General features: G+C 34.9%; 10 protein-coding genes and 2 tRNA genes. 4 read left to right on the top strand and 8 right to left on the bottom strand.

The window, feature by feature from the left end; all coding sequences use genetic code 11:
- Window positions 1–2: 2 nt before the first annotated feature.
- The 4 genes from FS85_RS0106020 to FS85_RS0106005 all read right to left on the bottom strand — a co-directional run bounded on the left by FS85_RS0106020 (window position 3) and on the right by FS85_RS0106005 (window position 4213).
- Window positions 3–1727: a SulP family inorganic anion transporter gene (locus FS85_RS0106020; RefSeq protein ID WP_010135209.1), complete on the bottom strand. Its 1725-nt coding sequence runs from the start codon at window positions 1725–1727 to the stop codon at window positions 3–5.
- 10 nt (window positions 1728–1737) lie between these two features.
- Window positions 1738–2760, bottom strand: a complete 1023-nt coding sequence (ruvB, locus tag FS85_RS0106015) for a Holliday junction branch migration DNA helicase RuvB (RefSeq protein ID WP_010135208.1) — start codon at window positions 2758–2760, stop codon at window positions 1738–1740.
- 106 nt (window positions 2761–2866) lie between these two features.
- The gene (locus tag FS85_RS15215) at window positions 2867–4012 is read right to left on the bottom strand and encodes a sterol desaturase family protein (RefSeq protein ID WP_010135206.1); all 1146 of its coding nucleotides are present in this window, start codon (window positions 4010–4012) and stop codon (window positions 2867–2869) included.
- Window positions 4013–4139: 127 nt separating this feature from the next.
- Window positions 4140–4213: transfer RNA gene (locus tag FS85_RS0106005), tRNA-Asn, on the bottom strand.
- A gap of 287 nt (window positions 4214–4500) precedes the next feature.
- On the opposite strand from FS85_RS0106005, the gene FS85_RS0106000 reads away from it, so the two are divergent.
- A complete protein-coding gene (locus tag FS85_RS0106000) occupies window positions 4501–6732 on the top strand; it encodes a DUF7133 domain-containing protein (protein ID WP_010135205.1) in 2232 nt (743 codons plus the stop codon).
- Window positions 6733–6826: 94 nt separating this feature from the next.
- Here the strand turns inward: FS85_RS0106000 and odhB are convergent, their stop codons facing one another.
- Complete coding sequence (gene odhB, locus FS85_RS0105995; RefSeq protein ID WP_010135204.1) at window positions 6827–8053, bottom strand: 2-oxoglutarate dehydrogenase complex dihydrolipoyllysine-residue succinyltransferase; 1227 nt, start codon at window positions 8051–8053, stop codon at window positions 6827–6829.
- A 120-nt stretch (window positions 8054–8173) separates the two neighbouring features.
- A complete protein-coding gene (locus tag FS85_RS0105990) occupies window positions 8174–10897 on the bottom strand; it encodes a 2-oxoglutarate dehydrogenase E1 component (protein WP_010135203.1) in 2724 nt (907 codons plus the stop codon).
- 218 nt (window positions 10898–11115) lie between these two features.
- Here FS85_RS0105990 and FS85_RS0105985 point away from each other — a divergent pair.
- Window positions 11116–11189 (top strand) — tRNA-Asn (locus FS85_RS0105985).
- 108 nt (window positions 11190–11297) lie between these two features.
- Here the strand turns inward: FS85_RS0105985 and FS85_RS0105980 are convergent.
- On the bottom strand, window positions 11298–11687 hold the full coding sequence (locus FS85_RS0105980; RefSeq protein WP_010135202.1) for a DUF2721 domain-containing protein: 390 nt from the start codon (window positions 11685–11687) through the stop codon (window positions 11298–11300).
- A 273-nt stretch (window positions 11688–11960) separates the two neighbouring features.
- Between FS85_RS0105980 and ychF the strand changes: the two genes are divergently transcribed.
- Window positions 11961–13052, top strand: a complete 1092-nt coding sequence (gene ychF, locus FS85_RS0105975) for a redox-regulated ATPase YchF (protein WP_010135201.1) — start codon at window positions 11961–11963, stop codon at window positions 13050–13052.
- Window positions 13053–13376: 324 nt separating this feature from the next.
- Here ychF and FS85_RS0105970 read toward each other — a convergent pair whose 3' ends face one another.
- Window positions 13377–13757, bottom strand: coding sequence for an HU family DNA-binding protein (locus tag FS85_RS0105970; RefSeq protein WP_010135199.1), 381 nt, complete (start codon window positions 13755–13757; stop codon window positions 13377–13379).
- A gap of 97 nt (window positions 13758–13854) precedes the next feature.
- On the opposite strand from FS85_RS0105970, the gene FS85_RS0105965 reads away from it, so the two are divergent.
- Window positions 13855–15015: a tyrosine-type recombinase/integrase gene (locus FS85_RS0105965; protein WP_010135197.1), complete on the top strand. Its 1161-nt coding sequence runs from the start codon at window positions 13855–13857 to the stop codon at window positions 15013–15015.
- Window positions 15016–15075 lie beyond the last annotated feature (60 nt).

Here is a 15075-nt window from a genome sequence, read left to right as displayed (position 1 = left end):
CTTTAAACATTGGTTTGTTCTATATAATTGGATAGGTCTTGTTGCCTATCCAATTTTCCTGTTTTATAATAGGTTAATGCATCGTTGTTGTTAATAAAAAACTTTTCTACACCTACTTTATCTACAATTTTACTTTTCGTAAGCATGTCTCTAACAGGCCCTTTTACATTAGAGAAATAGATTTCTATACCTTTGTGTGCGTAAAAATCTATAGTGTTTTCTAACATTTGAATGGCAGTACTATCTACACCATTAATACACTCAAAGTCTAAGAGAATTAGTTTTAAGGCTTTCCCTTTTTCTATCACTTTTTCTTGCAAAACATCATTAAAATATACAGAGTTCGCAAAGTAAATTCTAGCATCAAACCTTACTATTAGTACATCTTTATCTACTTCTACTTCTTCAAAACGCTCACAGTTTCTAAAAATATTTGTATTTGGAATTCTCCCTAAAACAGCCACATGGGGGCGAGAAGTTCTGGCAATTAACATCAACAAAGACAAAATTACCCCTATAAAAATTCCTTCTTTAATACCTAAAAATAATGTTCCTACAAAGGTCGACATCAACATCCAAAAATCATTTTTATTTAACAACCACAAACGCATGGCTTCTTTGTAGTTGACCAACTTTACTACAGAAACAATAATGATTCCTGCAAGTACAGCTTTGGGCAAATAATAAAAATAGGGGGTTAAAAAAAGTAAAACCAACACCAGTATCAAAACAGAAAACAAAGCTGCTAGACCTGTTTTGCTTCCTGCATCTTCGTTTACGGCCGATCTAGAAAAACTTGCGGTGGTAGGATAGGCTTTAAAAAAAGAACCTACTATATTCATCATTCCTAAAGCTATTAGTTCTTTGTTGGGAACAATCATTAAATCGTCGGTGTTTTTTTCCATTGCTTTTCCTATGGATACTGTTTCTAAAAAACCAATAATAGCCAAAGTCAACGCTATTGGAAACAAGTCAATCATTAACGAAATTGAAAATTCAGGAAACTGAAAACTGGGCAAACCCGATGGGATTTTTTCAAGTACTGCAACTTTAGGCAGTTGTTGATGAAAAAAGTGCAAGCCTAAAATCCCTAAAACCACTACTAACAAAGGCCCAGGCAACTTAGATTTACTCCACTTAATCCCCCACAACATAAAAACAGTTAACAAACCTACTGTTAATGTTTGCCACTCTACTTGATGATATTCTTTTAGAAGCACCCCTAATATTTCTTGAATTCTATTACTTCTAGGAATAGGAATTCCTGATAAATTCTTTAGTTGATTGATACCAATTACAATTGCTGCTGCCGAACTAAAACCACTTATAACAGGTTTGGATAAAAAATTTACAATAAACCCTAGTTTTCCTATACCTAGTAAAAACTGAATGCTTCCTACGCAAAAAGCTAATAAAATTGCTAAGGTTAAATAAGCCTCTGTTCCTGCTGTTGCCAAAGTCGATACCCCTGCGGCAACAATTAAAGAGTCCATAGCTACAGGCCCTACAGCTACACGTTGAGAAGTACCAAATAACAAATACATAATTTGAGGCAACAAGGCACTGTACAAACCATAAATAGGAGGAACTCCTGCAATTAAAGCATAGGCTATCCCTTGCGGAATTAAAACAATTCCAACAGTCATCCCCCCAACTACATCAGCTTTTAAATACTTTTTGTAATTGTATTTGGGCAACCATTCTAAAATTGGAATTGCTTTTTTCATTACTTATTGTTTAAAATAATTCTCCTTGGCTGTTGGGTTTAGATATATCTAAATGTTTATACGCCAACTCTGTTACCTCCCTACCCCTTGGGGTTCTAATAATAAACCCTTGCTGAATAAGAAAAGGTTCGTATACTTCTTCTATAGTTTCTGCGTTTTCGCTTACTGCAGTAGCTAGTGTACTAATTCCTACTGGGCCTCCTTTAAACTTTTCTATAATAGTAGTTAAAATTTTATTATCCATTTCATCCAAACCAAAAGCATCTACATTTAGTGCTTTTAATCCAAACTTAGCAATCTCTACTGTAATACTACCATTTCCTTTAATTTGTGCAAAATCTCGAACCCTTCTTAACAAAGCATTAGCAATTCTTGGGGTTCCTCTGCTTCGACCAGCAATTTCTATAGCTGCCTCCATAGTAATGGGTGCTTTTAGAATTTTTGCACTTCTTTGTACAATAGTACTTAGCAATTCTGTATTGTAGTACTGCAATCTACTAGAAATTCCAAAGCGTGCTCGCATTGGGGCAGTTAACAAACCAGATCGTGTAGTTGCTCCTATGAGTGTAAATGGTTCTAGATTGATTTGAACCGTTCTTGCATTGGGTCCAGATTCTATCATTATATCAATCTTAAAATCTTCCATGGCAGAATATAGGTATTCCTCTACAATAGGGCTTAGTCGATGAATTTCATCAATAAACAAAACATCTCTTTCGTCTAGTCCTGTTAGCAAGCCAGCCAAATCTCCAGGTTTGTCTAGCACTGGTCCAGATGTTACTTTAATCCCTGCATTCAACTCATTAGCCAAAATATGAGCTAACGTTGTTTTTCCCAATCCCGGAGGTCCATGAAATAAAGTATGATCTAAAGCTTCTTGTCTAAGATTGGCTGCTTTTACAAAGATTTTTAAATTTTCTATTGCTTGTTCCTGCCCCGTAAAATCATCAAAAGAAAGGGGACGTAATCTCTTTTCAACGTCCAACTCTTCGTTAGAAAAAGAACTGTTCTCTGGATTAAGGTTTTCGTTCATGCGCATTAATTCTTCTTACAAATATAAACTTTCGATGGCTTTGACAAGAAATAACTATGAAAGGAATCCTATAGATGTATTGATTTTTGCATTAAAAACTATTACATCAGCCTAAAAACTGATAGGCTAGATATCCAAACACAACTCCGTATTTTATTAATTCTAACCATAAAACAGGTTCTTTTTCCATCATTCTTCCCAATGATACTAAGGTGGTTAAAATAAACATAGTTGCTAATTCTAAACCAAAAGGAGGAAAATAGGTAATGTAAGCAGACATAAATCCTAAGACCAAAATGGTAAGCACCAAGCTAGAAATAATGTATGTTTTTTGTGCTAATGTGTATTTTTTATATTGATACGTTCCTTTGTCTACATATAGTGAAAGATGTTGTAATGCTCCCGTTGTTGGTACCCAATCGGGGCCTTTAAACAATACATTCATTTTTCCAGAAAAGGTTGGCATTTGTCGCATCATATGCAATAGGTTTCCGTAGTAATGGAACACGCCCGTTAAAAACCCTCTAGAGTTGATGTCTTTGGTAATTCCATAACTTACCTCTTCATCTTCACGTTCAAAGGTTCCAAACAATCGGTCCCATACAATAAAAACTCCTCCAAAGTTTTTATCTAAATACTTTTCGTTACTACCATGATGTACTCTGTGGTGCGATGGAGTTACCATAAACTCTTCTATAATTCCTAATTTTGGAATTAAAGGACTATGCAATAGAAATTGATACAAACCAATAACCAAATGAGTTCCCAAAACCGTTTTTGCACTAAATCCTAAAATAGGCATTGCAGACCAAAACAAAACACGCACAAATACCTGAAAAGGAGTTAAATTAAACGCTACAGTATAGTTGTAATCTTCACTTTGATGATGAATAATATGTGCTCCCCAAAACAAATTAATTCTGTGCCCAGATCTGTGGTAAAAATACCATGTAAAATCTGAACACAACACTGCTACTAAAAACCATGCCGTGGTTTCTGGAATATTAAAAATGGCAAAGTTCTGATGTAAAAAGTGAAAATAAAAGAAAATTATAGGCACCATAAATACTCCAGCAATTCTGTCAAAAATTCCCATAGAGATGTTAGCAATCGTGTTTTCAAATCGGAAGATTTTTTTTCCTTTTCTACGTGCTGCCATGTACTCTGCACCCAATACAAACATAACTACAGCAATAGCAATAAACAGTCCTGCATTATCGTTTTTTGGCATTAAAGAAACCTCTTCGTTCATAATTGAAAATTTGATAGTACAAAGATAGCTAGTTCGTAGCTGATGGCCTGTAATAGTTTATTTTTTTTAACAAGTGTAAAAAGAACCGCATACAAAAAAAGCGTTACCAAAATTGGTAACGCTTTTGCTCCCCCTCTAGGGCTCGAACCTAGGACCCTCTGATTAACAGTCAGATGCTCTAACCAACTGAGCTAAGGAGGAGTTTGCTTCAAGAATCGCTTCTTGTTTTGCGTGTGCAAATATAGGTATTATTTTAACTTTCACAACTCTTCTTCCTTATTTTTTTATTCCTTTTCCTTTTTTTTTATAAGTAACTATGAATCAATCCAATTCTAATTCCACCACTACACACCCATTTCATTTGTTCTTATTTTAAATAACAAACTAAGCAACCGCATCCTCTTTAGCTGTATGTATTTTCTATATCTTTGCAGCAATTTTATCAATAAAAAAACAAAGACATTTATAGTATATTGAATCATTTCCTAATGAAAACCTATTTTTACTTCCTTTTTATCATTTTTTTATACAGCTGTAGCCAACCTTCTTTTAATGAACCAATCGTAAATTTAGATGCCTATCAAATACATCCCGATTTTGAACTTAAAGCCATTGCTTCCGAACCTTTTATTGAAGCTCCTGTTACCTTAGATATTGATGAAAAAGGTCGTCTTTGGGTGGTAGAAATGAGGGGATATATGCAAAACTTAGAAGGTACTGGGGAACATATGCCCAATGGTAGAATAGTGATTTTAGAAGACCTAGATCATGATGGTGTAACCGATCACAGTACTGTTTTTTTAGACAGTTTGGTATTACCAAGGGCTATTGCTCATGTGTACGGAGGTTTGCTGTATGCAGAACCACCAAATTTATGGTTTGTAGATATTGTAAACGACAAGCCCACTAACAAGGTTTTAGTAGATGATAAATATGTTACAGGAGGAAATGTAGAACATCAACCCAATGGATTGATGATGCATATAGACAACTGGATTTACAATGCTAAATCTAGCTTTCGATACCAAAGAAGACACGGAAAATGGATTAAAGAACGTACTTACTTTAGAGGACAATGGGGAATAACCAAAGACAATTTTGGTCGATTGTATCACAATAACAATTCTGTAATTCTTAAAGGAGATTTAGTACTACCTAATACCTTTACCCACAACCCTAACTACAAACCTGAACAGGCTTTGGGTAAAAAATTAAACAAAAACCAACGCGTATATCCGCTACATGCTACTTCTGTTAACAGAGGGTATATTGAAGGACGTTTAGACAAAGACAGTGTTCTTGTAAATGTTACAGCAACTTGCGGCCCTTTAATTTATAGAGGAGATGCTTTTGCTGATGCTTATCATCAAAATGCTTTTATCTGTGCTCCAGAAGCTAATGTTATCAAAAGAAATGTATTGAACTTTTCAATTCCTGAATTTAAAGCCATTCATCCTACACCTAAAAAAGATTTTTTAGCAGCCACAGACGAAGGCTTTAGGCCTGTTAATCTTTTTAATGCTCCTGATGGATCTATTTACGTAGTAGACATGCACAGGGGAATTATACAAGACAAAGCTTACCTTACACCTTATCTAAAAAAACACTATCAACAAAAACAATTAGATACTGTAATTGGCATGGGGAGAATTTTAAAAATACACCCAAAAGATTTTAAGCCTAAAACCACCATTAACCTTGCAGAACTAAGAACAAGCAAACTAATACCTTACCTTTCTCACACTAATGGATGGTATAGAGATAAAGCTCAGCAACTTCTTGTTTACAGGCAGGATTTTAAGGCAGTACCTCTGTTGCAGAAATTAATCTCTAAAACCAATTTAGCAACAACACAAATTCACGCTTTGCATACGCTGAATGGTTTAGAGGCTTTGACTTTTGATTTTCTGAATGAATTACTACAAAACACCAACACTCCAACCGAAACGTTGTGTCACGCAATTGTATTATTAGAACAACATGCACATCCTAATTTTGCATCCAAAGCTGCAAAATCTCTGCAATGGCTTGTTACTAAAAATAAGTTAGAATTAGATTTGTATGTAGCCAGTTCTTTACAACAATGGATTGCTATCAGTCCCGATTTATTTTTTCCTATCTTGATAAAAATAGCTCAAAATCACCCCAACAACTCGCTAGTTTACGAGGGTATTTTAAGTAGCCTGTACTTACAAGAACAAGCTTTTAAAGATTTTGCTACCCAACACCTGCCTTTACAAACTGTGTTGTACAAACAGTTAGACAAAGCAATCACACAGCAACAAACCCAGTTCAAAAATCAACAAAAGAAACAGACTCAAAACCAACAAAAAGCGATAAAAGCAGGTAAGATAACATTCGACAATTTGTGTGCAAACTGCCACGGAGAAAAAGGAGAAGGAATTGCCAGTCTTGCTCCTCCTTTTGTAAATTCGGAATACATTAGCGAATCTACCGAACGATTGGCTTCTGTAATTTTACACGGATTATCAGGACCTATTAAAGTAAACGGAATTCAGTACGATTTAACGGCAACCATGCCTGGCTTGGCAAACAACCCTGATTATTCTGACCAAGATATCCAAAACATTATTGCATATTTACAGCATACATTTTCTGATGACCCTAAACCCATCAGCATCCAAAAAATAAAGAAATTAAGAACCTTAACTCCTAAAAATGGAGTATATTCTGAAAAAGAGCTTTTACAAATTCGATAACATAGCTTTAAAAAAAAGGATGGCAAGCGAAATCGCTGCCATCCTTTTTTTTTTGGATCTAATGGTAAAGGTTGTATCCCTTTACAAATTCTAATTAAAGCTCTAATGCTTTTTTAGGATTGTTATTCATCAACAGTTCTATTGGGTTTTCTATAGCTTCTTTTACCGCTACCAAGAATCCTACAGATTCACGTCCATCAATAATTCTATGGTCGTAAGACAATGCAACGTACATTATAGGCTGTATTACCACTTGTCCGTTTACTGCCATTGGTCTTTCTACAATATTGTGCATTCCCAAAATAGCAGACTGCGGTGGGTTAATAATAGGTGTAGACAACATAGAACCAAACACTCCTCCATTGGTAATAGTAAAAGTTCCTCCAGTCATTTCATCTACAGTTATTTGTCCGTCACGTGCTCTTAAAGCCAATCGTTTTACTTCAGACTCTACTCCTCTAAACGTTAAGTTTTCTGCATTTCTAATTACTGGAACCATCAATCCTTTAGGACCTGAAACAGCAATAGAAATATCCGCAAATTCGTTTTTTATTTGGTAATCTCCATCAATCATAGAGTTTACATCAGGATACAACTCTAACGCTCTTGTTACCGCCAAAGTAAAGAAAGACATAAACCCTAATCCTACTCCGTGTTTTGCTTTAAATTCTTCTTTGTATTGTTTACGTAAATCAAAAACAGGTTGCATATTTACTTCGTTAAACGTAGTTAGCATCGCTGTTTCGTTTTTTACAGACACCAAACGTTGTGCAACTTTTCTACGCAACATAGACATTTTTTTCTTTTCAGAAGCACGGCTACCAGTAGTAGTTCCCATTGCAGGTACTGCATTTATGGCATCTTCTTTAGTAACACGTCCGTCTTTTCCTGTTCCTTGCACGTTAGAAGCCTCTATTCCTTTTTCGTCTAATATCTTTTTTGCTGCAGGTGATGCGGTTCCAGAAGCATAAGTTTTTTCGTTGTTAGAAGGAGCATCTGCTCTTGGAGCTTCTGGAGTAGCCTCTTGTTCTTTTTGCTGCGGAGCTTCTTCTTTTTTAGTTTCGCTTGCACCTTCTGGCTTATCACCATCCATGTCAATCAAACACACAACAGCACCTACAGCTACTGCATCCCCTTCTTCAGCTTTTAGTGTAATAATCCCACTTTCTTCTGCTGGTAATTCTAAAGTTGCCTTGTCAGAATCAACTTCAGCAATAGGTTGGTCTTTTTCTACGTAGTCACCATCTTCAACTAACCAAGTTGCGATTTCTACTTCTGTGATGGATTCCCCTGGAGAAGGGACTTTCATTTCTAAAACCATTAGATTGTATTTTTATATGATTTGTTTATTGTTTTTGTTCTTCTGTAATTGTTATGTAAAAGTAGTACAAAGTTAAAGACTGTTGCCACAAACCTTGCACTAACTACTTGTTTATAAGTGTTATTTTTGAAACACTTTATCTATTACTTCTTGATGTCTCTTTTTAAATCTTGCACTAGAACCTGCTGCTGGTACCGAGTAAAATCTACGTGATGCTACATTTAATGGTACTAGATTAAAACGCTGTAATAAATAAGACCAAGCCCCCATGTTTTCTGGTTCTTCTTGTGCCCACACAAATTCAACATCCGACGGATAGCTATCTATTACTTCTTGAATCTTTTCTTTGTGCAATGGGAACAACTGCTCTATACGTACCAAAGCTACAGACTCATTATTTAATTTTTCACGTTCTTCTAGCAAATCGTAATAAAATTTACCCATGCAGAACACTAGCTTTTTTACTTTTGATTTGTCTATTAAAACATCATCTATTACTTCTTTAAAAGAACCTTCCGCTAACTCTTCAATTGTATTTACAGCCTTTGGATGACGCAACAAACTTTTAGGAGTAAACACAATTAACGGCTTGCGGTGATTGCGTTTCATATGACGACGTAACAAGTGGTACATGTTTGCTGGTTCCGAACAGTTTGCAATGGTCATATTATCATTTCCACACAATTGTAAGTATCGCTCTATTCTTGCCGAAGAGTGTTCAGGTCCTTGTCCCTCGTATCCATGTGGTAACAAAACAACAATTCCGTTTTGCAACTTCCATTTATCTTCTGCTGATGAAATGTATTGGTCAAATACAATTTGTGCTCCGTTTCCAAAATCTCCAAACTGAGCTTCCCAAATTGTTAACGTATTTGGGTGAGCCATTGCATATCCGTAATCAAAACCTAAAACTCCATATTCTGATAATAGAGAGTTAAAGATGGTCATTTCTCCTTTATTGTTTGGGTTGGTATTTAATAAGTTGATACGTTCTTCAGAAATTTCATCACGCAAAATAGCATGACGATGGCTAAACGTACCACGCTCTACATCTTGTCCTGAAATACGAATATTAAACCCTTCTTCTAACAAAGAACCGTAGGCCAACGTTTCTGCCATTCCCCAATCTAACTTATTGTCTTCAAACACCATTTTGGCACGTGCCTCTATAATACGTTGTGCTTTACGAACAAACTTTACTCCCTCTGGGTTTTGAGAAACCACTTTGGTAATATCTTCTAATTTTTTTTGTTCGTAGGTTGTATCTACAGGTGCTAGCATTTCATCTAACCCTTCTCTTACAAAGTCCTTCCAGATTTCTTCCATAAACGGAATTACTCTAGAAGTCTGATCTTCTTTTGCTTGCAAGAATTTTTCTTCTAACAAGTTTTTATAATCTTCTTGTAATTGTTTTACTTCTTCTTGATTGATATTTTTTTCGGCCAACAATTGATCTACATAAATATCTCTTGGATTTTTGTGCTTTGCAATATTTTTATACAACTGAGGCTGAGTAAACCTTGGCTCATCTCCCTCGTTGTGCCCGTACTTACGATATCCTAATAAATCGATAAAAATATCGCGTTTAAACTTCATTCTAAACTCTAAAGCTAATTCTATTGCATGACAAACAGCCTCTACATCATCTGCATTTACGTGCAATACTGGCGACAAAGTTACTTTGGCTACATCGGTACAATACGTACTAGAACGTCCATCTAAATAGTTGGTAGTAAATCCAACTTGGTTGTTTACCACCAAGTGCAATGTTCCTCCTGTTTTGTATCCGTTTAATTTGCTCATCTGAATTACCTCGTACACCACCCCTTGTCCTGCTACAGCAGCATCTCCATGAATAATGATTGGTAAGATTGCATCTTCGTTTCCGTTATAATCGTTGTCTATTTTTGCTCTAGCTACACCTTGTGCTACAGGCCCTACCGTTTCTAAGTGAGATGGATTGGGCAACAAGTTCATTTTCATAACAGCCCCATTTTGATAGGTTTTGCTACGCGTTAATCCCATGTGATATTTAACATCTCCATCAATATTTGCTTCTTCAAAGTCTTTTCCTTCAAACTCCGAAAACAAATCTCTTACAGGTTTCTTAAAAATATTGGTTAAGGTATTTAAACGACCACGGTGAGCCATTCCTAACACACATTCTTTTACCCCAAATTTTTCTGAAGCACTTTTTAATGCGGTAGCCAAAGCAGGGATTAAGGTCTCTCCTCCTTCTACCGAGAATCGTTTTTGCCCTACGTATTTGGTTTGTAAAAAGCTTTCGAAACCAACTGCCTGTGTTAATTTTTTAAGAATGTACTTTTTTTCCTCGGCAGAAAATTGTGGATGATTTGCATTTTGATTTAGTCTGTTTTGCCACCACTTAATTTCGTCTGGTTGACGAATGTACATGTACTCAATTCCAATAGAGTCGCAGTAAATTTCTTTTAACCGATCTACAATATTTTGCAATGTTGCAGATTTTAACCCCAACACTTCACCTGCATTAAATACGGTTTTTAAATCTTCCTGAGACAGTCCAAAGTTTTCAATATCTAAAGTTGGTTGATAATGTCTTCTTTCTCTTACAGGATTGGTTTTGGTAAACAAGTGACCACGAGTTCGGTAACCATTGATTAAGTCCAAAACTAAAAATTCCTTTTTAACTTCTTCAGGCACCTCTATGTTGTTTTCACCTTCGTAAGTTTCGTTGGCCAAATCATAACCTTGAAAAAAACTTTTCCAACTTGGCTCAACACTATCTGGATTTATTTGATATTGCTCGTACAAATCTGCAATAAAACCTGTGTGAGCAGCATTCAAAAATGAAAATTTATCCATTATAATTTATTGACTTTTAATATTGTTGTTCGTTTATACGATTTTCAAAATTAATGTATTTATCGCAGTCCGCTTTGGTTTATTGTGCTAATTCTTAAAAATCATACAATTTATAACAGATTGATTTTTTTTGTTTTTTTTAGGAAAAATTATGTTGTATTCTAAAAAAAGTATATATTTGCACTCGCAAAACAAAAAGGCAACTTTTTGAAGCAAACTCCTCCTTAGCTCAGTTGGTTAGAGCATCTGACTGTTAATCAGAGGGTCCTAGGTTCGAGCCCTAGAGGGGGAGCAAAAGCGTTATCAATTTTGGTAACGCTTTTTTTACGCCAATGCCTAAGATTTATCGTTCTTTTTATTTGCAACAAACGTTCTTAAAACCACTATTAAAATTCTTTTGCTACACCTCCATGTCTTTTAATTGAACTTGCAATGCTTTGGTAGATATCTGTATTTCTACAAACAACAAAATCAAAGAAATCATCATACAACAAAGGCTTACTATAAAAACCACATCGGCTATTATAGGCAACATTAAAAAAAGAAGAAACATTGTAAGCACACTTCCTATAAAACTTAAAATTGCAAAACCCTGAGTAGCTCTTATCAATGTTAACCTTTTGCTTAAAATTTTTATTTGTGCTACTACATTTTTTTCATGAGAGGTTTGGTATTCTTTATGCAACTGCCTTACTAAAGCCGCAATTGCCAAATACCTTGCATTATAGGCTAACATACTAAGAGAAATGGCCGGAAACAACAAAGCCGGAATACTCATGGTTAAATTCATACAGTTTATTTATTTTATTAGTATTAAAAAAGTGATTTATTGGTAAAGTTACAATTTAGTTTTTTGATAGTGTTAATCAGTATTAAGCAATTAGAAGTTAGCAGTCGCTAGGCTAGATTTCAAAAGAACTCTATTAGCTTAATTACTTCTACACCACCAACCACATCAAAAACAACTGGTTTGATCTTTAGTAATAGGCAAAAAGTAGAAAGCGAACATTCAATCAATTTTCAAGAAGTAATTTGTATCTTTGGCTCGCTAAAAATTATAACCATGAAAGCAGGTATTGTAGGATTGCCCAACGTAGGAAAATCGACCTTATTTAATTGTTTGTCTAATGCCAAAGCACAAAGTGCCAATTTTCCGTTCTGTACCATAGAACCTAATATTGGTGTTGTAAACGTACCCGACCCAAGACTAGAAAAACTAGAAAGCTTGGTAAACCCCGAAAAAGTAGTTCCTGCAACCGTAGAGATTGTAGATATTGCAGGTTTGGTAAAAGGAGCTAGCAAGGGAGAAGGACTGGGAAATCAGTTTTTAGCAAACATTAGAGAAACCGATGCTATTTTGCATGTGTTACGTTGTTTTGAAGACGATAATATTGTACACGTTGATGGTTCTGTAGATCCTATTAGAGACAAAGAAACTATTGATATTGAATTGCAGTTAAAGGATTTAGAAACTGTAGAAAAACGTTTGGAACGTGTAAAAAAAGCTGCCAGAACAGGAGACAAAGCTGCCCAAGCTGAGTTTGAAACGTTGGATAAGATTAAAAACACATTAGAAGCGGGACAGTCTGTACGTGCTATAGAATTTGGAGAAAAAGAACTAGAGTTTGTAAAACCTTTACAGTTAATTACCATAAAACCCGTATTGTATGTATGTAATGTAGACGAAGGTGCTGCAGTATCTGGTAACGAATTTGTAGAAAAAGTAAAAACTGCTGTAGCCAACGAAAATGCAGAAGTTTTGGTATTGGCCGTAGGAACAGAAGCAGACATTAATGAACTAGAGGACTACGACGAAAGACAAATGTTTTTGGAAGAAGCTGGCTTGGATGAACCCGGATCTGCAAAATTGATTCGTGCCGCTTATAAACTCTTAAACCTACAAACCTACTTTACTGCGGGTGTAAAAGAAGTAAGAGCTTGGACCATTAACATAGGTGACACCGCTCCGCAAGCAGCTGGAGTAATTCATACAGATTTTGAAAAAGGATTTATTCGTGCCGAAGTAATTAAATACGATGACTATGTTGCTTTGGGTAGCGAGGCTAAAGTTAAAGAAGCAGGTAAATTATCTGTAGAAGGAAAAGAATACATTGTACAAGATGGTGATATGATGAACTTTAGATTTAATGTATAAAGTTATAATACTACAAAACACAAAATAAAAAGGAACCTATTGCGTTCCTTTTTTTTATCCCACTTGCGAACAAAAGCTTTGGTTGTTTTTAACAAAAGTTACTATACTTTTGTAAACACGCAAAGCTACTTTTGATGAAAACCCCTTGTGTTTTTTAAATAAACTATTGATATTTTTAAAAAAACTCTTGTGTTTTTATACAAAAGCAAAGTCCTTTTTAAAATAAAGACATGAGTATTATACAAAAACTCTTGACTTTTTATTGACAAGTTGGCTTGCTTTAAAAACAAAGCACAAAAGGTCTATGCAAAAAAAAGCTTAACTTTAAGATTCGTGTTTAAAAGATGCTGTGTTTAGCTTTTCTTTAAACCTGCTATCGGGCCTAAAGTTCAGTTTGGTTTTTACAATTGATTTTTTGCTTACCTCGGTTGCAGTAATGGAAGGGCTAGATTGTACTGTTAGTTTAAAAGCTCCTAACCTATCTACCTGCACTATGTTTCCTTGCAATAGTTGATCTGAAATTGTATCGACCATAGCTACAACTACCGCAAAACAATCTGCCCTGCTAAGTGTTGTTTGTCCTGCAATCAAATCTGCTAAGCGATCTAAATCTACTCGCCCTTTGGCAACCGCTTGTGCATAGTACAAATTTTGTTTTTCGGGATGACGGGGTTGTGACTTACAAACTGTTTTTAATTTGATCATAAACTTTCTTTTTTATGCATTTTTTCATCAATATACATAATTTATCTATATAAAAAACCGGTTTATTGCCTTCTATTTTGTATTTTTAATATCTGCTATGAAAAAAGAAATCACCCTAACATATGCCTTTCACAAAAGTAGTTCTGTTGTTTGTGTAGCTTTTAAATACGACGAAAAACTAAAAACGTTGGTAAGAAGCATGGGAGCTATTTGGAGCAAGTCGTTAAAAAGCTGGTACTTTAATGCTTCTGATTTTGACTTGAATACGTTTTACAAACAAATGCAATCTTATGCATATATTCATTACAAGGCTTTACAAAACAACAAACCTACGGAACCCAAAAAACACATCAAACAAAAATTGACTACAACAGAAAGAGAAACTGTAAAAGGGTTTTACCATTACTTACAGGGAAAGAGATTTAGCAATAGTACTCTTAAAACATACTCTTACTTAGTTGCCGAGTTTTTGGTATTTCATCAACAAAAAGAAATTAAAAACAAAAGAGCCATAGAGCTATTTATTGAGTCTGTTTATGTTCCTAAAAAAATATCAATTAGCACCCATAGGCAATTTATAAGTGCTATGAATCATTATCTAAATTATATAGAGGCTGATTTTAAATTAGATTTTAGGACGGATGCCCCTAGAAAAGACAACAAACTACCTAATGTATTGTCTAAAGAAGAAGTAATTAGACTGATACAGGTAACCAAAAATTTAAAACATCGTATTTGCATAGCATTGCTATACTCTTCTGGCTTGCGTATAGGAGAGCTCCTAAATTTAAGATTAAAAGACATTGATTTTGATAGAAATTTACTTAGAATAGACATGAGTAAAGGTAGAAAAGACAGGTATGTACCCATAGCCAAAAGCATATTACCCATGTTACACAACTATATAAACACTTATGGTCCTAACTATTACTTGATAGAAAACGATGTTACCAAAGAAAAATATGCTCCTAGTTCTGTAAGAACATTTTTGAAAAGAAGCCTGCAGGTAGCCGGAATAAAAAAATATGTTAGTCCGCATACATTGCGACACAGTTATGCAACACATTTGCTGGAAAGCGGAACGGATATTAGGTATATACAAACCCTACTTGGACACAGCAAGCCAGAAACAACCATGGTATATACACATGTACAGAGTGAAGCGTTGCAAAAAATTAACAATCCTCTAGATTTAATTATAGAACAATTTAAACATCAGCAAAAAAACAATATATTTATAGCAGATAAAGACGACTGATTTACGTTGTTATCCGGAACATTAATCTGGTTATCGACGTAAATTAAAAAGATATAACCC

The organism is Ochrovirga pacifica (assembly GCF_000220525.1).
Lineage (GTDB): Bacteria > Bacteroidota > Bacteroidia > Flavobacteriales > Flavobacteriaceae > Ochrovirga > Ochrovirga pacifica.
This window is presented reverse-complemented; position numbering and strand designations above follow the sequence as displayed.